The organism is uncultured Algibacter sp. (assembly GCF_947495925.1).
Taxonomy (GTDB): Bacteria; Bacteroidota; Bacteroidia; order Flavobacteriales; family Flavobacteriaceae; genus Algibacter_E.
The window spans coordinates 656804-678609 of sequence record NZ_CANMAU010000001.1; the positions used below are offsets into that span (position 1 = coordinate 656804).

Consider the following 21806-nt stretch of genomic DNA (forward strand, 5'->3'; position numbering starts at 1 on the left):
ACAATACTAACTATTATTCTGATTTAGCTACGATATTATTAATGACAAAAGGTTCTTTATTTCCAGGAGGAATAATTTTTATTGACTTATGATTTACCTCACCTTGTAGAGTTTTAATTTTAAGGCGTACAGGTTTTCCGTACTCTGGTGGAATTGGAATTGTAATAGGCAGCACTAATTGCTTATTACGAATTGTATATGAACCTATTCCAGCTCCTGCCATAGATGTTTCTATAATAGCATCCTTAGTAGAGGAAATAAAATTTAACTCTGCTTTCCATGTGTTTACGTAAAACCCCGGATCGACAAATGTAATTTCATATTCAATCCATGCGCTATCATTTTCTTCATCGCTTTCTGAGGTTTGCATATCTGAATTATCCTTATATAAATAGTCCCAATTTTTTCTGCGGTTTTCATCGTCAGCATTAAAATACCCGCTTTTTTGTCCAACTTTAACCTCAGGAACTACACCTCCTTTTACTTCAATAGTTTTAGTAGTTGAGATATTGTTACTTGAATTACCAACTAAAATTTCAAATTTACCCTCTTCAACCATAAACTGTTTTTCTAAAGTATCGTAATAAGAAAAAGCTTCGTAAGGAAGTTTTATTTTAACTGTTTTTGTCGTTCCTGCTGGCACACTAACACGTATAAACCCTTTCAAAGCCTTCTTTGGGGTTTTCTGAGAAGTTTTAATATCTCGAATATAAACCTGAACAACCTCATCGCCATTCACTGCTCCAACATTCGATATGCTTGCTGAAACTTCTACACTTTCTTGTTTCTTTATTTTTTTACTACTCAGTTTTACGTTTTCAATATTGAAGTCCGTATAGCTTAAACCATATCCGAAAGGGTATAATGGTTCTCCTTCAAAATACATATAAGTGCGTCCGGTTTGTACATTGTAATCATTAAATTCTGGCAAATCACTATCCGATTTAAACCATGTTGAATTCAATTTTCCACCAGGATTAACATCTCCAAACAAAACCTTAGCAAGCGCAGTACCTTGTTCTTGACCATTTGGCCATGTACAGATTATTCCCGGAATATTATCCTGTTCCCATGGTATCGCTGTTGGACCACTGGGTACTAGCACTAATATGATGTTTTTATTTACTGCTTGGACTGCTTTAATAAGTTTATGTTGGTTTCCTGGTAATTTTAATGATTCGCGATCAATATTTTCTGTTGAAGTCGTCTCATCATTTCCAACAACCAATATAACCTGCTCTGATTTTTTAGCCAAAGCCACGGCTTCAGCAATTTTTTTATCATCGTCAGCATTAGCCAACACTTCACAACCTTGGGAGTACCTAACTTGCGCAGAGGTTATCTCTTTTAACCCCGCAAATGGGCTCACTTTACTTTTGGGAAAACCAGAGTAAATACCCATCCAACACCTATCTGCAAAAGGTCCAATAACAGCAATACTCTCCATATCCTTTTTAAGTGGTAGCACATCATCATTCTTCAAAAGTACAATGGCTTCTTCAGCGGCTTTAAGGGCTAATTTTTTATGAGCTTCACATTCCAATACACTAGCTGGAATTTTTGAGTACGGATTGAATGATGGGTCATCAAAATCACCAATCATAAAACGCAAACGCAGTAATCTTCGAATAGAAAAATCCAACTCTTTTTCAGTTAATAGTCCTTGCTCAATCGCTGGTTTAAGTGCATTAACCATTGGTGCCTGTTTTTTGTCATTTCGAAAACACTCCTGATCTATCCCAGCTTTGATAGCCATTGCGGCAGACTCCGTCTGACTTTTAGCATATTTCATATTTATTTCTAAACCTTGAACAGCTGCCCAGTCTGCAATGACGTATCCTTCAAAACCCCATTCCTGTCGTAAAACCTCATTCACCAACCAATTATTTGCAGAACATGGTATGCCATTCAAACCATTTAAGGCCGTCATAATTCCAGTTGCTTCTTCATCCACAATACAACTCTTGTACGCAGGGAAATAGTACTCGTACAAATCTTTTTGATTAATTATCGAATGGTGACTTTCACGACCATTGTCAACATTATTAGCAACATAGTGCTTAACTGTTGTTACTGTTTTTAAATACTTTGGGTCGTTTCCTTGCATTCCACGAACATACATTCCCGCCATTTGCGACATTAAAAACGGGTCTTCACTGTAGCATTCACCATTTCGGCCCCATCTTGGGTCACGTGCCATATTTACCGTTGGGGAAAACATCATCACTTCTTTTTCGCCCATATTTTTTAATGCTCTCGCTTCATTTGATATAGCATTAGCTACATCAAACATTAGGTCAGGATTCCATGTAGTTCCCATAGCTATATTTTGAGGGAACTGGGTACAATTCCAACCTATTATACCATGTAAAGCCTCACCATACCATTCAAAATATGGAATTCCTAATCGCTCAATTTCAGGAATCCTTGAGCCACAATAACTAATTTTTTCATCTAATGTCATTTTCGATAAAAGATCCTCTACACGATCGTCAAGCTTTGCCTTTGGATCTTTCCAGGTTTGCCCATTAACAACTGAAACTCCAAACAGAATGAAAAGAAAATAACAGGTTACTTTTTGCTTTATCATAATTAAGTATTTGCACTATTTTAAAGTGTTAAAACTCCTAGCTTACACTTCAATGTTTATGCAATAATACCCTCTACTCAGGTGAAAAACGTATACAAGTAATGATTTTATGTTACAAAACGGTGACTGCAACCGTTATTTAACCCAAGTAAAAAATGAGTAACCTACTAATTTGCTTGCAAAAATAATTTAGGGAACAATTCTATTATGGAGCCTATATTTTATTGAAAAATCGCAGTATTTTTGTTAAGTATGGCAAATAAAATCGAAAGAGGAGTTATTATGGAGGTGTTAAATCGTATTTGCACACACAACCTATTTTCGAATTCACCCACTCATACCGAATTGTTAACATACCTAGTTGAAAAGACTCTTAATGAAGAGGAATTAAATGAAGTTACCATTGGCAGCGACCTCTATCGCATTGACTATTCAGAGAACAAGCGTAATAGTACCGTTCGCTCTTATATGTATAAGCTTCGCAAGAAACTGACAGAGTATTATAATGAAGCTGGAAAAAATGAGCCTGTTGTATTTGAAATTATAAAAGGACAATACACTATAAGTTTTATACCTATTGCCAAATATGCTAAATCTAGTAATAAAGCTAAAGCATCGGTCATAATTCCGATTAACTATATTAAGGGTATTGGCACTGTTTTGCTACTTACATTAACTACTTTTTTTGTTGTTAAAGTAACTCATAAAAAACCTAGTTTTATATGGAAAAACTATTTTGAAAAGAATGCGCCAAATCTAGTTGTTATTTCCGATCAGTATATGGTTTATGAAAAACTGCCCAATGGGAAAATTTATGGCATTTCATATCCAGAAATCAATAACCATAATGATCTCTTTGAGTACACCCAAAAACATCCTGACAAAAAGCTAAAAACAACTGATTATACATTGATGTCGAAAATGGCACCATATACTGTTAAAACGCTTAGTCATTGGTTTGAATCCTATAAAAACGATTTTCAACTTGAATTAGAAAGCAGGCTGAAGTATGAGGATGTACAAAACCACAATATTCTATTTGTGGGACAATATAAAACTATGAATTTGTCAAAGTCCTTATTTTTAAAAGACAGTAAAGTATTTACGACTTTTAACGATGGGTTTAAATACAAAGGCAATGGTACGGAAAAAGTTTATAACACAAAATTTGGCGATAACCAAAAAGTAGAATATGCCATGGTTTCTTATACTTCTTTGAGTACGGGTAAAAGTGCTTTGTATTTTGTATCGAATAACGACATTGGAGTAATGGCAACAGTCAAAAAGTTTACTGACCAAAATTGGCTAGTGGAATTTAGAAAACAATTACATGGAGAATCAAAGCATTTTAATGCACTATTTGAGGTTAATGGCTTACAACGAAATGATGTTAGCTGTAAATTGGTGGAATTAGAACATCTATAATAATATTGAAAAACATATAAGTATACTACAAATGTAGGTTAGAGATTGACATCTAGTAAAAACAAAAAAACTGCTATAATAGCAGTTTTTTTGTTTACAAGATATAAGGCTAACCCTTATTTAAGTCTAACTATCTTTTATTCTAATTTACTTAGAAATTACAATTTTCTATTTCAGTGACACGCAAGGTATTTACCATACCTTTATCCTTCATTGGCATTGCGGCTAAACTAATAAGCATATCTCCAACATCTAGATACCCTTTTTTACAAGCAATACTGTTTACATCTTCGATCGTTTCGTCTGTACTTACAAATTTATCATAGTAAAAAGCGCTAACCCCCCAAAGCAAACTTAACCTTGTTAGTATACGCCTATTCGATGTAAATACTAAAATATGACATGATGGTCTCCATGCTGAAATTTGAAACGCCGTATATCCGCTATTTGTTAAGGTTGAAATGGCTTTTGCACTAATTTCGTTAGCCATATTAGCAGCGTGATAGCATATTGATTTCGTGATATAACGATTGGTACGAATATGCGGTGGTAATTGTGGTACTTGAATTAATGCCGAATTCTCAACACTTAATAAAATATCAGACATTTGTTTGATAACCTGCACTGGATATTGCCCCACAGAAGTTTCGCCTGAAAGCATTACGGCATCAGCTCCATCCATAACCGAGTTAGCCACATCATTCACCTCTGCTCTGGTTGGTGTTAAACTAGAAATCATAGTTTCCATCATTTGCGTTGCAATGATTACTGGAATTCTCGCCTTTTTAGCACGTAATACCAATTGCTTTTGAATAAGCGGAACTTCTTGTGCTGGTACTTCAACTCCAAGATCACCACGAGCTACCATTAAGCCGTCACAATGCGCAACAATTTTATCTATATTTTCAACCGCTTCTGGTTTTTCTATTTTTGCTACAATTGGAATTTTAGAATCGGAATGTTTTGCAATTAAATCGCGTAATTGCATTAAATCTTCTGCATGACGCACAAACGACAAAGCAATCCAATCCACATTTAAGCTTATCGCAAATATTGCATCTTCAATATCTTTTTCAGTTAATGCTGGCTGTGAAATGTCTGTGTTTGGTAAGTTTACTCCTTTTTTTGATTTTAAAGGTCCGCCTTGAATAACCTTAGCTTTAACTTCAGATTCTTTATCTGTAGAAACTACCTCAAAAATTAACTTTCCATCATCTAAAAGAATACGTTCTCCAGGTTTTGCGTCTTGAGGAAACCTATCATAGGTCATATAAACGCGTTCTTTAGTACCTTCAAAACGTTCTCCAGTAGCAAAAATAATTTCATCACCTGGATTTACGACCACTTCTTCTTTCATGACTCCTACACGAAGTTTTGGCCCTTGTAAATCAGCTAAAATTGCGGCTGTGAATCCATATTCCTCGTTAAGCTCACGAATCATTTTAACACGTTCTGCTACGTCTTGATAGTCAGCATGAGAGAAATTTATTCTAAAAACGTTAGCACCCTCATCAAGCATGCCTTTTAAAACTTCCTTTGAGCTTGTAGCGGGTCCGAGAGTTGCTACTATTTTGGTTTTTTTTGTTGTTGACATTAGTTAAAAATTAAATTGTCCTTAGATTTCAATTTGGTAGAATCAACACTGTAAGTGGTCGCTACTTGCGGAATCTTTGATATACTATCTAAAATATATTTTTCCTTACTAAAGCTAAACTCACTTTCTATTTTTAAAAAATAGTTTACAGTTCTGTGTTCCGGCAATAAATGAAATGTTTTTATTATTTTTTCTTGTGTGTCGAATAACGACTTATAATCTCTGCTTTGAAGCTCTTCTGTCTTACATACATTAGACACTAAACTCCATGTTACTAGTTTTTTACGATCTTCCCATTCATAAATTGAGTAAGACACTTGTCCATCATCAAAGTCTAAATCAGATGCCTTACGAATCAACGAAATACCTAAATTTCTATTTATCAAATAAGCTAAGCGATAATCTTCAAGCCTACAATGTATTGCTATTAAGGTGTATAGCGATTCATCAAAAGTGTCATCTAAAATAAACTTATGAACGGCCATAATTTACAATTAAACTCGGTAAATATAGTACATATATACTAGTGTAGTATCACTTAAGTGGCAATGTTAACATGAAAACCAACTAAAACGTTGTAGTTAATAATTCTATTTCTACGCTATTTCATATCATTTGTGACATCCTGCTTTGGAATGCAAAAAAGGCACGCTTGGAAGCTTTTTCCTCGGCTTTTTTCTTTGAAGTAGCTCTGGCTTTAGCCACTATTTTATCGTCAATTGATAGCTTGACTGAAAAATGCCTGACATCATCATTACCTGTATCTTCATAAACATGATACCCAAACGTTTTCTTTTCTTTTTGGCACCACTCAATAAGCAAACTTTTGTAGCTAATAACCTTACCTTCTAAGGTCTCAATGTCGACATAGGGTATTATTACTCTAGTATCGATAAACTTTTCACAGTATTTATAACCCCTGTCTAAAAAAATAGCCCCAACTAAAGCTTCAAATAAATTACCGTGAATATTATCTCCAAACTGACCAGCAGGTATTTTACTCTCAACCAATTTAATGAGTTTTAAATCTTTACCTAACTCATTTAAATGTTCTCTGCTTACTACTTTAGATCGCATTTTTGTAAGATAGCCTTCATCTCCACTAGGAACTTCAAGATATAAGTGAGATGCGATGACTGAACTCAACATGGCATCTCCTAAAAACTCTAAACGCTCATAGTTAAACGCATTACCTTTACTATCCTTAATATTCATGGAACGGTGCGTAAAAGCTCGCTTATAATACTTTATTTCTTTTGGCTTGAACTGCAGAATTTCAGTTAATTGCATAAAAAAATTCCCGTTGCGTTTAAAACGGGAATTTAATATGTTACGAATGTGTTTCATCTGATAATAAATATTCTATTTCAATGTCAGATGTAATAAACCATGTTTCATTTTACTGTAAAATTTAATTTATCATTATGGTTTACTTCATTCGGGATTTAATCTATTTTTTTGAATATTACACAAGCGTTATGACCGCCAAATCCAAATGTATTACTCATTGCTACTTTTACGTCGCGCTTTTGAGCCTTATTTAAGGTTAAATTTAATTCAGAATCAATGTTTTCATCTACTGTAGTGTGGTTTATTGTTGGAGGTACAATACCATTTTCCATAGCCAATATAACCGAAATAGCTTCAATAGCTCCAGCAGCACCTAAGAGGTGACCTGTCATTGATTTTGTTGAATTAATATTTATGTTCTTGGCATGACTTCCAAATACCTCAGCAATTGCTTTTAACTCTGCAACGTCTCCTAAAGGTGTAGATGTACCATGCGTATTAATATGGTCAACATCTTCTGGGTTTAAACCTGCATTTTCTAAACAATTTTTCATTACTGCTATAACACCAATACCATCTGGATGCGGAGCTGTCATATGATAAGCATCAGAAGATAATCCTCCTCCAATACATTCTGCATATATTTTTGCACCTCTAGCTTTTGCATGTTCGTATTCCTCTAGAACTAAAGCTCCTGCTCCTTCTCCTAATACAAAACCATCTCTGGTAGCATCAAACGGACGAGAAGCTGTTTCTGGACTTTCGTTTCTTGTTGATAATGCATGCATAGCATTAAATCCTCCCATACCAGCAATGGTAACAGCAGCTTCACTTCCTCCTGTAACAACAACATCTGTATGACCTAAACGAATAGAGTTTAGAGCATCAAACATAGCATTAGCAGAAGATGCGCAAGCTGAAACCGTGGTATAATTAGGCCCCATAAAACCATGCTTTATGGAGATGTTTCCTGGCGCAATATCAGCAATCATTTTAGGAATAAAGAACGGGTTAAATCGCGGTGTACCATCGCCTCCAGCAAAGTTTAAAACTTCTTGTTGAAAGGTTTCCAATCCACCAATTCCTGCACCCCAAATAACACCTACACGTAATTTGTTTACCTCATCAAGATTAAGCTTTGAATCGTTAATGGCTTCATCTGCAGCTACCATAGCGTATTGCGCAAATTTATCCATTTTACGAGCCTCTTTTCTATCAAAAAAATCAGTCGCGTTAAAGTTTTTTAATTCGCAAGCGAACTTTGTTTTAAACTTTTCGGTATCATAATATGTTATAGGCGCAGCCCCACTTTTACCACTAATTAAACCTTCCCAATATTCATCTTTGGTATTTCCAATTGGTGTTAAAGCTCCTAATCCTGTGACTACAACTCGCTTTAATTCCATAAAGTATTTGCTTGTTTTTTAGCTTATTTTGCTTCTTCTATATAAGAAATAGCTTGACCAACTGTTGCGATATTTTCAGCTTGATCATCTGGTATTTGAATATCGAATTCTTTTTCGAACTCCATAATTAATTCTACAGTGTCTAAAGAGTCTGCTCCTAAATCGTTTGTGAAGCTAGCTTCTGTAACAACTTCGTTCTCATCTACTCCTAATTTGTCTACGATAATCGCTTTTACTCTTGATGCAATGTCTGACATAATCTTTTAATTTTAAGTTTTAATTAGTTGGCAAAAATAAAAAACTTTATTTTTAAAACACATCTTTAATATAAAAATGTGTTTGTAATTTACTAAAATTACTTTTAAGTATTTATAACTTTGCCTTATAATTGTTAATAATTATTCTTTTTTTTGTTCGAATTAATTTTAACACTATAGTCTGTAAAATGAAACGTATTGTAATTTTTGCGTCCGGAAGCGGAAGTAATGCTGAAAATTTGATTAAGTTTTTTCACAACAGCGATAATGCGTCTGTTATTCAAGTACTATGTAACAATCCTCATGCCAAAGTTTTAGATCGGGCAAAAAAACTTAAAGTTAGCAGCTTAACTTTCAACAGGATAGCGTTTGATGAAACTGATGATGTTCTAAATATTTTAAAAGCCTCAAAACCAGACTTGATTGTTTTAGCTGGTTTTTTATGGAAGTTTCCTGAACATATATTAAATTCATTTCCTTACAAAGTAATTAATGTTCACCCTGCACTTTTACCTAAATTTGGCGGTAAAGGCATGTACGGCATGCATGTGCATGAGGCTGTAGTAGCCAATAATGAGACTGAAACGGGCATTACTATTCATTATGTAAATGAAAATTATGATGAAGGCGCAACAATTTTTCAAGCGAAATGCGCTATAAAACCAACCGATACTGCTGCAGATATTGCAGCTAAGATTCATGAATTAGAGATGGAACATTTCCCAAAGATAGTCGATAACCTGTTGAATGGGTAAAAAGAAAAAAAAATATTATACAGTTTGGAAAGGACATCACACAGGTGTTTTTGAATCTTGGAACGATTGTAAAGCTCAAACAAAAGATTACCAAGGTGCACAATACAAATCGTTTTCAACTTTTGAAGCTGCAAAAAAAGCTCTAAAGGGGAATTATAAAGACTATATAGGTAAAAGCAAAAAATTTACAAGTGAGCTCTCAGACATGCAACTTAAAAAAATAGGGTTGCCAAATTATAATTCTATTTCTGTTGATGCTGCATCAAGTGGCAACCCCGGCGTAATGGAATACAGAGGAGTAGATACAAAAACTAAAAAACAATTGTTTATCCAAGGTCCTTTTCAAGAAGGCACTAATAATATTGGAGAGTTTTTAGCCCTTGTACACGGTTTAGCTATTCTTAAAAAAAACAACAGCAAGCGTATACTTTATACAGACTCCAAAATAGCCATGAGCTGGGTTAGAAAAAAAACATGCAATACAAAATTAGAGCTAAATAATAAAAATAAACCTGTTTTTGATTTGGTCGATCGGGCTATTGACTGGTTAAAAAACAATGACTACAGCACTGTAATAGTAAAATGGGAGACCAAAGCATGGGGTGAAATCCCAGCTGATTTTGGGAGGAAATAGAGACCCAACACTGTAATAATTCCTTTTGTAAACTTGAAAAAATATAATAGAGGTAATCTCTAAAAAGACGTATATTTGCAGAAAATTATCAGGTCTCTTTTATGAGTAAATTAGTTATTGTAGGCACAGTTGCATTTGATGCTATTGAAACGCCTTTTGGTAAAACCGATAAAATATTAGGTGGAGCAGCCACATTTATTGGTCTTGCCGCTTCACATTTTGATGTAGATTCTGTCGCTGTTTCCATTGTTGGAGATGATTTTCCAGAAGAATATTTAAACTTACTATCCGAAAAACACATCGATACCTCTGGCATTGAAGTGGTAAAAGGAGGTAGAACATTTTTTTGGAGTGGACGTTATCATAATGATATGAATACTCGAGACACTTTAGTTACCGAGTTAAATACATTAGCTGATTTTAACCCTGTTGTTCCTGAAAATTATAAAGATGCAGAGGTTGTTATGCTAGGTAACTTGCATCCTTTAGTTCAATCCAGTGTTTTAGATCAGATGTCAAAAAAACCAAAAATGGTTATTTTGGACACAATGAATTTTTGGATGGATTGCGCTTTAGAAGATTTATTGAATGTAATTAAGCGCATAGATGTTATAACTATTAATGACGAAGAGGCAAGACAGTTAACTGGAGAATATTCTTTAGTTGTTGCAGCCAAAAAAATTCATGATATGGGACCTAAATATGTCGTCATCAAAAAAGGTGAACATGGTGCATTACTATTTCATGATGACCAGGTGTTTTATGCACCAGCTTTACCATTAAAAGAAGTTTTTGATCCAACAGGAGCAGGCGATACATTTGCTGGAGGGTTTGCTGGATACTTAGTCAAAACAAACGATTTCTCCTTTGAGAACATGAAAAGTGCTGTTATATATGGATCAACATTAGCATCATTTTGCGTAGAAAAATTTGGAACCGAGCGTATGCAGAATTTAACAAGTGAGCAAGTCCATAAGCGACTGCTGCAGTTTAAGCAACTAACACAATTTGAAATAGAAATAGGATAATCAAGCGCGCTCTAAGGGAGCGCGTTTTTAATTTGAACATTTTTTATTCTCTTGAAAAGGAAATAAAAAAATATAATTAATGAGTAAAGCGAAAACATTTTTAATATGAGTGATGCCTTAAAACACGAATGTGGAATAGCTGTTATTAGACTTTTAAAGCCCTTAGAATACTACAAAAAAAAATACGGCACTGCATTTTATGGTGTAAATAAAATGTACTTAATGATGGAAAAACAGCACAATCGTGGTCAAGATGGTGCTGGACTTGCTAGTATTAAGTTAGACACAAAACCAGGAGAACGTTACATAAGCAGAGTTCGATCTGTAGCACAACAACCTATTCAAGATATTTTTGCTCAAATTAATGACCGTGTTAATAAGGAATTTGAAGAGCACCCAGAATATAAAGACGATGTTGCCGCCCAAAAAAGAAATATCCCTTATATAGGAGAGTTGCTTTTAGGACATGTACGCTATGGTACTTTTGGAAAAAACAGCGTAGAAAGTGTACACCCGTTTTTAAGACAAAACAACTGGATGCACAGAAATCTAATTATGGCTGGAAACTTTAACATGACAAATGTTAAAGAACTTTTTGGCAACCTGATTGAATTAGGGCAGCATCCTAAAGAGTATACCGATACCATAACTATTATGGAGAAAATTGGTCATTTCTTAGATGATGCGGTTAGTAAAATATATAAAGACTTAAAAAAGGAAGGTTATAACAAAAGAGAAGCTTCTCCACAAATTGCAGAACGATTAAAAGTTGGCAAAATATTAAAACGTGCTGCGAAAAACTGGGATGGTGGTTATGCAATGGCTGGACTTATAGGACATGGGGACTCCTTTGTGTTAAGAGACCCTGCTGGGATTAGACCTGCTTTTTACTATAAAGATGATGAAGTAGTGGTGGTCGCCTCTGAGCGCCCTGTTATTCAAACCGTTTTTAATGTCAATTTTGAAGACGTTAAAGAATTAGAGCCTGGACAAGCAATTATTACCAAAAAATCTGGAGAAGTTAGACTTAAACAAATTTTACAACCTTTAGAAAAAAAGGCTTGTTCTTTTGAACGTATTTATTTCTCCAGAGGAAGTGATGCTGAAATTTATCAAGAACGTAAAATGTTAGGTAAATTATTAATGCCTAAAGTTCTTGAAGCCATTAATAATGATACGAAGAACACCGTGTTTTCGTATATTCCAAATACTGCAGAAACTTCATTTTTTGGAATGATTGAAACGGCTGAAGCTTTTATTAATAAAAGAAAAACACAAGCCATCTTAAATGGTCAACGTTCACTTTCTGCTGCTAAAGTCACAGAGATTTTATCTGAACATGCAAGAGTTGAAAAAATAGCAATTAAGGATGTTAAGCTTAGAACTTTTATAACCGAAGACAGTAGTAGAAATGATTTAGTTGCTCATGTTTATGATGTTACTTATGGCGTAATTAAGCCAAATGACAACCTTGTTATTATTGATGATAGTATTGTAAGAGGAACCACTTTAAAGATGAGTATCCTTAAAATGTTAGATCGCTTAAATCCGAAGAAAATCATTGTAGTATCATCTGCACCACAAATTCGATATCCAGATTGTTATGGTATAGACATGGCCAACCTAGAAAGTTTAGTTGCTTTTAGAGCTGCCTTAGAATTATTAAAGGAGGCCAACACATACCACATTGTTGAAGAGGTTTATAATAAGTGTTTGAAACAAACCAATTTGGACGACAAACATGTTCAAAATTTTGTTAAGGAAATATATAATCCATTTACAGACGAGCAGATTTCTGATAAAATTTCAGAATTACTAAGTGATGATTCCATAAAAGCAGAAGTAAAAATTATTTTTCAACCAGTTGAAAACCTACATAAAGCCTGTCCAGACCATTCAGGGGATTGGTATTTTACAGGAAACTACCCAACTGTTGGAGGTAACCGTGTGGTAAACAGAGCATTTATTAATTTTTACGAAGGAAATAAAGAACGTGCATATTAATTACGAAATTCATAATTAATTACTGATAAACCGCAAATAATGTATTTCATCCTATAAATGCGTTATTCGTCTAATAAATATTCAGGTTATCTAAAATACATATAACTTGCTCTCACCATAACATAAGTAGGTTAAGTTCATGGTAGATTTGGGGCAAAAAAAGGTGAACGCTTGTTCGCCTTTTTTTATGCGTTTTAGTTTCCTTTAATATATCCAATCATTTATTTGCATTTCACCTGTAGTAATACCCTAGTACTCTGTTAAGCCAATAATTGAGCCGTTTAACTAAAAAATTTTAGTAGCACCTATTACAATCCTATATTTGAACCACCATAACATAAGTAGGTTAAGTTCATGGTAGATTTGGGGCAAAAAGGTGAACTCTCGTTCACCTTTTTCATTTTATAAACTTTCCTTAAAAATTTTCAAAAAAAATCGCCTGAAAAATTAATTCTCAGACGACTTATTTCTATTAGGTATTTTTTGAAACTAATTACTTTGCCTCCGCATAACGCTTCTCAACTTCATTCCAATTAATTACGCTAAAAAACGCATTGATATAATCAAGACGACGGTTTTGATAGTTTAAGTAGTAAGCGTGCTCCCACACATCTAAACCTAAAATTGGCGTCCCTCCACAGCCTACTCCTGGCATTAAAGGGTTATCTTGATTAGGTGTAGAACAAATTTCAATTTTACCTCCTTTATGTACACATAACCATGCCCATCCTGAACCAAAACGTGTTGCAGCGGCTTTACTAAACGCAGCAATAAACTCATCTTTAGAACCAAAAGCAGCTTCAATTGCATCCTTTAATTCTCCCGATAAATAACCTCTATCTTCAGGATTCATAACTGTCCAGAATAATGAATGATTGTAATATCCTCCCCCGTTATTTCTAACAGCTCCATTTTCCAAATCTAAATTCGTTAAAATATCTTCAATAGTCTTTCCTTCTAAATCTGTACCAGTAATGGCATTATTTAAATTGTTAGTATATCCTTGATGATGTTTAGTATGATGTATCTCCATAGTTCGCGCATCCATATGAGGTTCTAAAGCATCGTACGCATATTCTAATTTCGGTAATTCAAAAGCCATAATTATTTGTTTTTTATTAATATTTAAATTCATTCAAATTTACACATAAAACAAGTCAATTAAAAATAATAAATTGTTATGAAACCATTGATAGTTTTTATCTTGTAAGCAAATTATCATAGATGCCAAAAGCACAACCTTTTACCATATATAATGCCTCTGCAGGTAGCGGAAAGACTTATACTTTGGTAAAAGAATATTTAAAACATTTATTTCAATCTGATAACTTATTTCACTTTAAACAAATTCTGGCTATAACCTTTACAAACAAGGCCGTTGCAGAAATGAAAGAGCGGATTATTGATGCGCTCGTAGTATTCTCAAAGCCTAATGTAATAAATGAAAAGGATAGCATGTTTGAATCCATTGCTGTTGAACTAGATATAGAACCTGAGAAACTTCAGAGAAAATCTAAATTATTACTAGACACTATTATTCATAATTACGCAGCTTTTGATATCTCAACAATTGATGGTTTTACACATAGAATAATAAGAACTTTTGCTCACGACTTAAAACTACCTTTAAACTTTGAGGTTGAGCTTGACCAAAATACGTTGCTTAATGAAGCCGTAGACAGCCTAATTGCTAAAACAGGAACACATAAAGAACTCACTAAAGTCTTGGTTGACTTTGCAATTGAAAAAGCAGACGATGATAAAAGCTGGGACGTTTCTTATGATTTCAATAAAATAGCAAAACTACTGGTAAATGAAAATGATAAACCTTTTATTGACTCTTTAAAGGATAAAACTCTAGCCGATTTTGAAGCTCTAAAAAATCATCTGTACAAAGAAATTTCAAACTCAAAAAAACAAATCATAAATAACGCTCAAGACGTTTTAACTTTAATTGATAAAGCTGGTTTAGAGTATACTGATTTTACGCGAGGCACTTTACCTAACCATTTTAAGAAAATTAAGAAATTAGATTTAAATGGTCTTTACAACAACAAACTAGAGGAAAATATTTCTGAAAGAAAAGGTATCTACAATAAAACAATAAGTTCGAATTTAGCAGATACTATTGATGCTTTACTACCCGAAATTGAAGTGTTTTATAAAAACATTAAACGTGAAGTTTTTAATCTAAAATTTCTCAAAGTCTTTTATAAAAATGTCACGCCACTTTCAGTTTTAAATGCCATTAACAATGAACTTATACAGCTAAAAGAGGAGCAAAACAAGATGCTTATTTCCGAATTTAATGCTATTATTAGTAAGGAAATCTCCACACAACCAACTCCATTTATTTATGAACGCTTAGGTGAAAAATTCAAGCATTATTTCATTGATGAATTTCAAGACACCTCAGTTATCCAATGGAAAAACTTAGTCCCTTTATTGGCTAACGCACTAGCTTCTGAAGGAGGGAGCGTCATGCTTGTTGGAGATGCAAAACAAGCTATTTACCGCTGGCGTGGTGGTAAAGCAGAACAGTTTATAAGTTTATTTAATAAAACAAGTAAACCATTTCATGCTGAGCAAGACATCAGAGATCTTGAAGAAAACTATAGAAGTTTTAAAGAAATAGTAAATTTCAATAATGGGTTTTTCACGTTTTTGGCTAACCATGTTTTCAGTAATGCTGATTACCAAGATCTTTACCAAAATGGAAGTCAAAATATCATTAAGAAAAATGATGGATATGTGGAGTTATCATTTTTAGAAATAGACAAAGATGATGATCGAAACTCTATTTTCCCTGAAATCGTCTTAAATAAAATTAAAGAGTGTTTAGAAAACGGATTTAGACTAGATAATATTTGTGTACTTATTAGAAAGAAAAAAGAAGGTGTTGCTATAGCCAACTACTTAAGCCTTCAGGGTATTCCAATAATATCCTCTGAAACGCTATTACTAGAAAATTCTCTCGAAGTTAAATTTATAAATGATCTATTAGCATTTTTAATACAGCCAAAAAACAATGAAATAAAGATTAAGGTTCTCAATTATCTTACAAATCTTTTTAATATCACAGATAAACATGATTTTTTTACAAATCATATAAACCTAGATACGTCGTCCTTATTTAAAAGTTTCGCAAAATACAATGTTCACATTTCAACTGAAAGATTAACTCAACTGCCGCTATATGATTTAGTTGAAACCATGGTTAGAAGCTTCAATCTAGTTTCCCAATCTAATGCCTACATTCAATTTTATTTAGACGTGGTTCTAGATTTTTCAGAAAATAAAGGCTCAGACATTCAAGGTTTTCTAAATCATTTCGAAAAGAAAAAAGAAAACTTAAGTATTATCTCTCCGGTAGGGCAAAATGCGGTTCAAATTATGACTATTCATAAATCGAAAGGCTTAGAATTTCCCGCAGTTATTTTCCCCTATGCTGATATCAATATATATGAGGATATTGATCCTAAAGAATGGTACGCTCTAGATAATAAACTATATAATGGTTTTACTCAAACCTTATTAAATTATAATAAGGATTTTGAGTTTTATGGAGAGCAAGGGAAAGCGATATATAATAAACATCAATCTGAGCTTGAATTAGACAGTATTAATTTACTATATGTTGTGTTAACACGGGCTGTAGAACAACTCTATGTTATTTCAGTTAAAGATATAACTTCTAAAGGTGTTGTTAATAATAAAAAATATTCTGGCCTATTTATTAGTTACCTGCAACATTTAGGAATTTGGAATGACTCCCAGTTAGTTTTCTCCTTTGGTAATTCAAAAAAATATTTCGATAGATCTGATTCTGAAAACAATACTATTTTAATGACTGAATTTATTTCTACAGCCAAGGAAGATCACAATATCAAAGTCATCGCAAAATCAGGCTATTTATGGGATACTAATCAGCAAGAGGCCATTGAAAGAGGTAATTTAATTCATAATATAATGTCTCAAATAATCACTTTTGATGATGTAAATGGGATAATCAATAACTTTATTAACACGGGCTTAATTAGTCAACAACAATCCATTTTCTTAAAACAGACTATCCTTCAAATAGTTACTCATAAAGAGCTTAAAAACTATTTTATTTCGAAAAATAAGGTATATAATGAACGTGATATTATTTCAAAAGAAGGTATCATTTTAAGGCCAGATAGAATTGTCTTAAATTCTGAAAACGAAGCTGTCATTTTGGATTATAAAACAGGCCTGCCTGATAAAATGCATCAACAGCAACTACAATCTTATCAAGATGTTTTAGAGGACATGAATATTAGTGTTAAAAGGAAGATTCTTATTTATATTAATGATGCTATTGATGTTAAAATATTTTAGATCCCTTTTAATGATAGAATTGAGTTTCTTTAACCTCAAAGAATCTCAAAATAATGCAAGAATTAAAGTACAAACATAGGTAAAATAAGAAACCCCCATTAAGCAAAGCTTCAGAGGCTTTTTCAGAGCTTAGAAGCACTTAAATTTTATCTAAAATCATTCTGAACTACCTATAGACAAAGAGAATCTTCAATATTTTTATATATTTGTCTTTGTTAATAAAATTTAACAACTTACTTTTGTTTACAATTAACACTTAAAAATTAAACTTTTGAATATGAAAAATCTTAGCAGATTATTAGCCGCTATGTTGCTCGTACTTGTTTGCAGTAACGTTAACGCACAAGACAAAAACAATCCATGGCAGATTTCCATTGGTGTAAACGCAGTTGATTTTTATCCTGTTGGAGAAGATTTTCCACAAGGAGATTATTTTGACGAATTTTTCAATGCTACAGATCACTGGAACATTTTACCTTCTTTATCCGTACTTTCTGTTTCTAAACACATTAATAACGGGTTTTCTTTTGGAATTTCGGGATCATTAAACAAAATCGACAAATTTGGTGAAGCTGATGCTGCCGATTTATCTTATTATGGTTTAGATGGTACTATTAAGTACGCCTTTACTGAAGGAACAACTATAACACCTTTCGTTGGTGTTGGTGGTGGTTACACTTGGGTTGATGAAGTTGGTGCTGGTACTTTAAACGGAACAGTTGGTTTAGACATATGGCTTAGCGAAAATGTTGGTTTAACTTATCAAGCCACTTATAAACATGCTTTTGAAGATTACTTATCTAAACATTTCCAACACAGTTTAGGTCTTTCTATTAAATTTGGTGGAACTGATACTGATGGAGATGGTATATACGACAAAGATGATGCTTGTCCAGAAGTTGCTGGTTTAGAAGCATTCAACGGATGTCCTGATACTGACGGTGATGGTATAGAAGACAGCAAAGATGATTGCCCTAACGAAGCTGGTATTGCAGAGTTAAATGGTTGTCCTGATACTGACGGTGATGGTATTGCTGACAAAGATGATAAATGTCCTACTGTTGCTGGTTTAGCTTCATTAAACGGATGTCCAGATGCTGATGGTGATGGTGTTGCTGACGGAGATGATAAATGTCCAGATGTTGCTGGTCCTGCTGCAAATAACGGTTGCCCTTGGCCTGATACTGACGGCGATGGTGTTATTGATAAAGATGATCAATGTCCAGATGTAAAAGGTACTGTTGCAAATAACGGTTGTCCTGAAGTTACTGAGGCTGTTAGAAAAGCATTAAATGCTTACGCTAAAACCATCTTATTCGATACTGGTAAAGCATCTATTAAAAATCAGTCAGCTGAAGTTTTACAAAACATTATTGATATCTTAAAAGAATATCCTAATGCTAAATTTAACATTGAAGGTCATACTGATAGTGTTGGTAGCGAAACTTTAAACCAAAAATTATCTGACTCTAGAGCTAACTCTGTTAAAGATTACTTAGTTAAAGGTGGTATTGACGGTGGTAGACTTTCTGCTGCAGGTTATGGAGAGTCTAAACCTCTTGATACTAACAAAACAAGAGCTGGAAGAAGAAATAACAGACGTGTTGAAATTAACTTAAACAAAGACTAATTACGAGTTAGTTTAAGTTTAAAATAAATATATTTAAAAACGCTTCGGATATCCGAAGCGTTTTTTATTTTTATAACATGACGACTTTCATTCTTGATGTATTAAACGATTTAAAAAAACAAAATACCGATTTCTCCAAATTAACCTTTATACTACCAAGCAAACGTGCTGGTGTCTTCTTAAAACATCAACTTCCTAAAGTAATAAAACAAACGATCTTCTCTCCCAATATAATTAGTATTGAAGAGTTTGTAGAGGACCTATCCCAACTAAAAAACATCTCGAATACAGAGCTTCTTTTTGAGTTTTACTCCTCTTACTGCACTGTAACAAACCAGTCCGAGCATGATTCATTTGAATTATTTTCAAAATGGGCGCAAATTTTACTTCAGGACTTTAACGAAATAGATCGCTACCTCATTCCTCAAGAGCAGATCTTCGATTATCTAAGTGCTATTGAAGATCTAAAACATTGGTCTTTAGAAGAACCAAAAACAGATTTTGTTAAAAACTACCTTGCTTTTTGGAATAAACTCTACTTGTATTATGATCATTTTACAAAACATTTAAAAAACAAACAAATAGGATACCAAGGATTGATTTATAGAGAAGCTGTAAATCAAATAAATTCTTATATCAAAAATTCAAACAAACAACATGTATTCTTAGGTTTTAATGCATTAAACAACGCCGAAGAAACCATAATTCAAAAACTTCTTGAAACCAACTTAGCTAACATTTATTGGGACACTGACACTGTTTTTATCGAAAATGAAAAGCATGATGCTGGCTTATTTTTAAGACACCATAAAAAGAACTGGAACTACTTTGAAAAAAACTCATTCAACTGGATCTCACAAAACTATTCAAAACCAAAACACATTTCGGCATTTGGGATTCCTAAAAATATTGGGCAAGCCAAATATATTGGTTCTTTATTAAAAAAGTTACAAGAAAATAATACTACACTGCAAAACACTGCTGTTATTTTAGGTGATGAAAGTCTATTAATACCTGTACTAAATTCAATTCCCAATACTATTAACTCCCTGAATATAACCATGGGGTTTCCTCTAAAATCTATTCCATTAGCGTCCCTATTTGATGCCTTACTTAACTTGCATAAGCAACCTTCAAACACATTTTATTTTAAAGAAGTTATATCCATAATATCACATCAATATATTCGCCCTTTATTTCTTAATAAAAATATAGACTGGGCAACTAAACTTATCGAATCTATTGAAAACAACAACCTTATTTATATTAGCTTATCCCGTTTAAAAGAGATAGCCAACGAATCAAATCATATCATTGACTTACTTTTTTCAAACTGGAATGTTTCCATCGATAAAACTTTAGAAACTTGTTCCAAATTAATCCTAGAAATAAAAACATATTTAGATCAGGATAAAAATTCAAACTTACTTTCCTTAGAATATCTTTTCAGATTCAATGAGTTATTTAACCAAATCCATAGGTTAAATTCAGAACATCAACATTTAAAAGACATCAAAGGACTATATAGTATTTATAAAGAACTCTTAAGCTCGGAATCTTTAGATTTTCAGGGAGAACCATTACAAGGTCTTCAAATCATGGGTATGCTTGAATCTCGTGTACTAGATTTTGAAACTGTTATTATTTCATCAGTCAACGAAGGTATTTTGCCATCTGGAAAAAGTAATAATTCTTTCATCCCATTTGATGTAAAATTAGAAAATAACTTACCCACATATAAGGAAAAAGATGCTGTTTACACCTACCATTTTTATCGACTTCTACAACGTGCTAAAAAAGTATTTATTCTATATAATACTGAAGCCGATGTATTAACAGGTGGAGAAAAAAGTAGATTTATTACACAACTTGAATTGGAAGACATACACCAAATTAAACATCAAATTGTTACTCCTCAGGTTCCAATTATTGAGACAAAGCTAAATAGTATTCACAAAACTCCAGAATTACAGAAAGCATTAGTTAATTTAGCTAATGAAGGATTTTCACCATCCTCCCTAACCAATTATATAAGAAACCCCATTGACTTTTATTATCAAAAAATATTAAAAATTAAAGATCATAATGAAGTAGAAGAAACCGTTGCAGCGAACACCTTAGGAACCGTTGTACATAACACTTTAGAAGATTTCTATAAACCTTTGACAGGAAAAACTCTAACCATTGAGATCATTAAACAATTGAGGTTAAATATTGATGAACGAGTTAGCTATCACTTTCAAAATGAATATAAAGAAGGGGATATTAACAAGGGAAAGAACCTAATCATTTATGAAATAGCTAAGCGCTATGTTTCTAATTTCTTAGATTATGAAGTTAAAGCAATAAGTTCAGGAAATACAATAAAAATCATGGCCATAGAAGCTGATAATCAAGTTTCGATTAGTATTCCAGAATTAAATTTCCCAATTGTTTTAAAAGGAAAAGTAGATAGAGTTGATGAATATAATGGTATCACAAGAATTATAGACTACAAAACAGGAAGTGTACTACCCAATCAGGTAGAAATTGTTAATTGGGAAGATATAACAACCGATTACAAAAAGTATAGTAAAAGTTTTCAAGTGTTATCTTATGCATATATGATGCAACAATCAAAAATATTAAACTCACCATTTGAAGCAGGAATCATCTCCTTTAAAAATTTAAGTTCAGGGTTTATGAAGTTTTCTAAAAAAGAAAGTACTTATTCTAGATCCAAAGACTCATTAATTACAGAAGAGACTTTAAATGCCTTTAAAATTGAACTAACAAAGCTTATTCGCGATATTTGTGATCCAAAAATTGACTTTATAGAAAAAGACGTTTAA

The 21806-nt window shown here is 33.1% G+C and carries 15 protein-coding genes; 8 read left to right on the forward strand and 7 right to left on the reverse strand.

Annotated features, from left to right (window positions below; genetic code table 11):
• Positions 1-13: 13 nt before the first annotated feature.
• Positions 14-2590 carry a glycoside hydrolase family 3 C-terminal domain-containing protein gene (locus Q0857_RS02875; RefSeq protein WP_298531845.1) on the reverse strand — a complete coding sequence of 859 codons (2577 nt, stop codon included), beginning with the start codon at positions 2588-2590 and terminating at the stop codon, positions 14-16.
• A gap of 252 nt (positions 2591-2842) precedes the next feature.
• Here Q0857_RS02875 and Q0857_RS02880 point away from each other — a divergent pair, with 252 nt between their 5' ends.
• Positions 2843-4015: a helix-turn-helix domain-containing protein gene (locus Q0857_RS02880; RefSeq protein WP_298531848.1), complete on the forward strand. Its 1173-nt coding sequence runs from the start codon at positions 2843-2845 to the stop codon at positions 4013-4015.
• 151 nt (positions 4016-4166) lie between these two features.
• Here the strand turns inward: Q0857_RS02880 and pyk are convergent, their stop codons facing one another.
• The 5 genes from pyk to Q0857_RS02905 all read right to left on the reverse strand — a co-directional run bounded on the left by pyk (position 4167) and on the right by Q0857_RS02905 (position 8562).
• Positions 4167-5609 carry a pyruvate kinase gene (gene pyk, locus Q0857_RS02885; protein ID WP_298531849.1) on the reverse strand — a complete coding sequence of 481 codons (1443 nt, stop codon included), beginning with the start codon at positions 5607-5609 and terminating at the stop codon, positions 4167-4169.
• Complete coding sequence (locus Q0857_RS02890; protein ID WP_298531852.1) at positions 5609-6094, reverse strand: IPExxxVDY family protein; 486 nt, start codon at positions 6092-6094, stop codon at positions 5609-5611. Before Q0857_RS02890 ends, pyk begins: the two co-directional genes overlap by 1 nt.
• A gap of 121 nt (positions 6095-6215) precedes the next feature.
• Positions 6216-6956 carry a ribonuclease III gene (rnc, locus tag Q0857_RS02895; RefSeq protein WP_298531855.1) on the reverse strand — a complete coding sequence of 247 codons (741 nt, stop codon included), beginning with the start codon at positions 6954-6956 and terminating at the stop codon, positions 6216-6218.
• A gap of 98 nt (positions 6957-7054) precedes the next feature.
• On the reverse strand, positions 7055-8305 hold the full coding sequence (fabF, locus tag Q0857_RS02900) for a beta-ketoacyl-ACP synthase II (RefSeq protein WP_298531858.1): 1251 nt from the start codon (positions 8303-8305) through the stop codon (positions 7055-7057).
• Positions 8306-8328: 23 nt separating this feature from the next.
• Positions 8329-8562: an acyl carrier protein gene (locus Q0857_RS02905; RefSeq protein WP_008269813.1), complete on the reverse strand. Its 234-nt coding sequence runs from the start codon at positions 8560-8562 to the stop codon at positions 8329-8331.
• A gap of 188 nt (positions 8563-8750) precedes the next feature.
• Here Q0857_RS02905 and Q0857_RS02910 point away from each other — a divergent pair, with 188 nt between their 5' ends.
• From Q0857_RS02910 to Q0857_RS02925, 4 genes are all read left to right on the forward strand, one after another.
• Entirely contained in the window at positions 8751-9317 is a 567-nt protein-coding gene (locus Q0857_RS02910; RefSeq protein WP_298531861.1) for a phosphoribosylglycinamide formyltransferase, read from the forward strand.
• The gene (locus Q0857_RS02915) at positions 9310-9951 is read left to right on the forward strand and encodes a ribonuclease H family protein (protein WP_298531863.1); all 642 of its coding nucleotides are present in this window, start codon (positions 9310-9312) and stop codon (positions 9949-9951) included. The genes Q0857_RS02910 and Q0857_RS02915 overlap by 8 nt, the downstream gene beginning before the upstream one ends.
• A gap of 101 nt (positions 9952-10052) precedes the next feature.
• On the forward strand, positions 10053-10979 hold the full coding sequence (locus Q0857_RS02920; protein ID WP_298531866.1) for a PfkB family carbohydrate kinase: 927 nt from the start codon (positions 10053-10055) through the stop codon (positions 10977-10979).
• 105 nt (positions 10980-11084) lie between these two features.
• Positions 11085-12983, forward strand: coding sequence for an amidophosphoribosyltransferase (locus Q0857_RS02925; RefSeq protein ID WP_298531868.1), 1899 nt, complete (start codon positions 11085-11087; stop codon positions 12981-12983).
• A 493-nt stretch (positions 12984-13476) separates the two neighbouring features.
• On the opposite strand, the gene Q0857_RS02930 is transcribed toward Q0857_RS02925, so the two are convergent.
• Positions 13477-14085: a superoxide dismutase gene (locus tag Q0857_RS02930; protein WP_298531872.1), complete on the reverse strand. Its 609-nt coding sequence runs from the start codon at positions 14083-14085 to the stop codon at positions 13477-13479.
• A 122-nt stretch (positions 14086-14207) separates the two neighbouring features.
• Here Q0857_RS02930 and Q0857_RS02935 point away from each other — a divergent pair, with 122 nt between their 5' ends.
• The 3 genes from Q0857_RS02935 to Q0857_RS02945 all read left to right on the forward strand — a co-directional run bounded on the left by Q0857_RS02935 (position 14208) and on the right by Q0857_RS02945 (position 21806).
• The gene (locus Q0857_RS02935) at positions 14208-17345 is read left to right on the forward strand and encodes an exodeoxyribonuclease V subunit beta (RefSeq protein ID WP_298531873.1); all 3138 of its coding nucleotides are present in this window, start codon (positions 14208-14210) and stop codon (positions 17343-17345) included.
• A gap of 277 nt (positions 17346-17622) precedes the next feature.
• Positions 17623-18975: an OmpA family protein gene (locus Q0857_RS02940; protein WP_298531876.1), complete on the forward strand. Its 1353-nt coding sequence runs from the start codon at positions 17623-17625 to the stop codon at positions 18973-18975.
• A 77-nt stretch (positions 18976-19052) separates the two neighbouring features.
• Positions 19053-21806 carry a PD-(D/E)XK nuclease family protein gene (locus tag Q0857_RS02945; protein ID WP_298531879.1) on the forward strand — a complete coding sequence of 918 codons (2754 nt, stop codon included), beginning with the start codon at positions 19053-19055 and terminating at the stop codon, positions 21804-21806.

Bases quoted from the DNA above. Each gene is read 5' to 3' on its own strand.
- Q0857_RS02875 (WP_298531845.1), bottom strand. From the start codon at position 2,590: ATGATAAAGCAAAAAGTAACCTGTTATTTTCTTTTCATTCTGTTTGGA.
- Q0857_RS02880 (WP_298531848.1), top strand. From the start codon at position 2,843: ATGGCAAATAAAATCGAAAGAGGAGTTATTATGGAGGTGTTAAATCGT.
- pyk (WP_298531849.1), bottom strand. From the start codon at position 5,609: ATGTCAACAACAAAAAAAACCAAAATAGTAGCAACTCTCGGACCCGCT.
- Q0857_RS02890 (WP_298531852.1), bottom strand. From the start codon at position 6,094: ATGGCCGTTCATAAGTTTATTTTAGATGACACTTTTGATGAATCGCTA.
- rnc (WP_298531855.1), bottom strand. From the start codon at position 6,956: ATGAAACACATTCGTAACATATTAAATTCCCGTTTTAAACGCAACGGG.
- fabF (WP_298531858.1), bottom strand. From the start codon at position 8,305: ATGGAATTAAAGCGAGTTGTAGTCACAGGATTAGGAGCTTTAACACCA.
- Q0857_RS02905 (WP_008269813.1), bottom strand. From the start codon at position 8,562: ATGTCAGACATTGCATCAAGAGTAAAAGCGATTATCGTAGACAAATTA.
- Q0857_RS02910 (WP_298531861.1), top strand. From the start codon at position 8,751: ATGAAACGTATTGTAATTTTTGCGTCCGGAAGCGGAAGTAATGCTGAA.
- Q0857_RS02915 (WP_298531863.1), top strand. From the start codon at position 9,310: ATGGGTAAAAAGAAAAAAAAATATTATACAGTTTGGAAAGGACATCAC.
- Q0857_RS02920 (WP_298531866.1), top strand. From the start codon at position 10,053: ATGAGTAAATTAGTTATTGTAGGCACAGTTGCATTTGATGCTATTGAA.
- Q0857_RS02925 (WP_298531868.1), top strand. From the start codon at position 11,085: ATGAGTGATGCCTTAAAACACGAATGTGGAATAGCTGTTATTAGACTT.
- Q0857_RS02930 (WP_298531872.1), bottom strand. From the start codon at position 14,085: ATGGCTTTTGAATTACCGAAATTAGAATATGCGTACGATGCTTTAGAA.
- Q0857_RS02935 (WP_298531873.1), top strand. From the start codon at position 14,208: ATGCCAAAAGCACAACCTTTTACCATATATAATGCCTCTGCAGGTAGC.
- Q0857_RS02940 (WP_298531876.1), top strand. From the start codon at position 17,623: ATGAAAAATCTTAGCAGATTATTAGCCGCTATGTTGCTCGTACTTGTT.
- Q0857_RS02945 (WP_298531879.1), top strand. From the start codon at position 19,053: ATGACGACTTTCATTCTTGATGTATTAAACGATTTAAAAAAACAAAAT.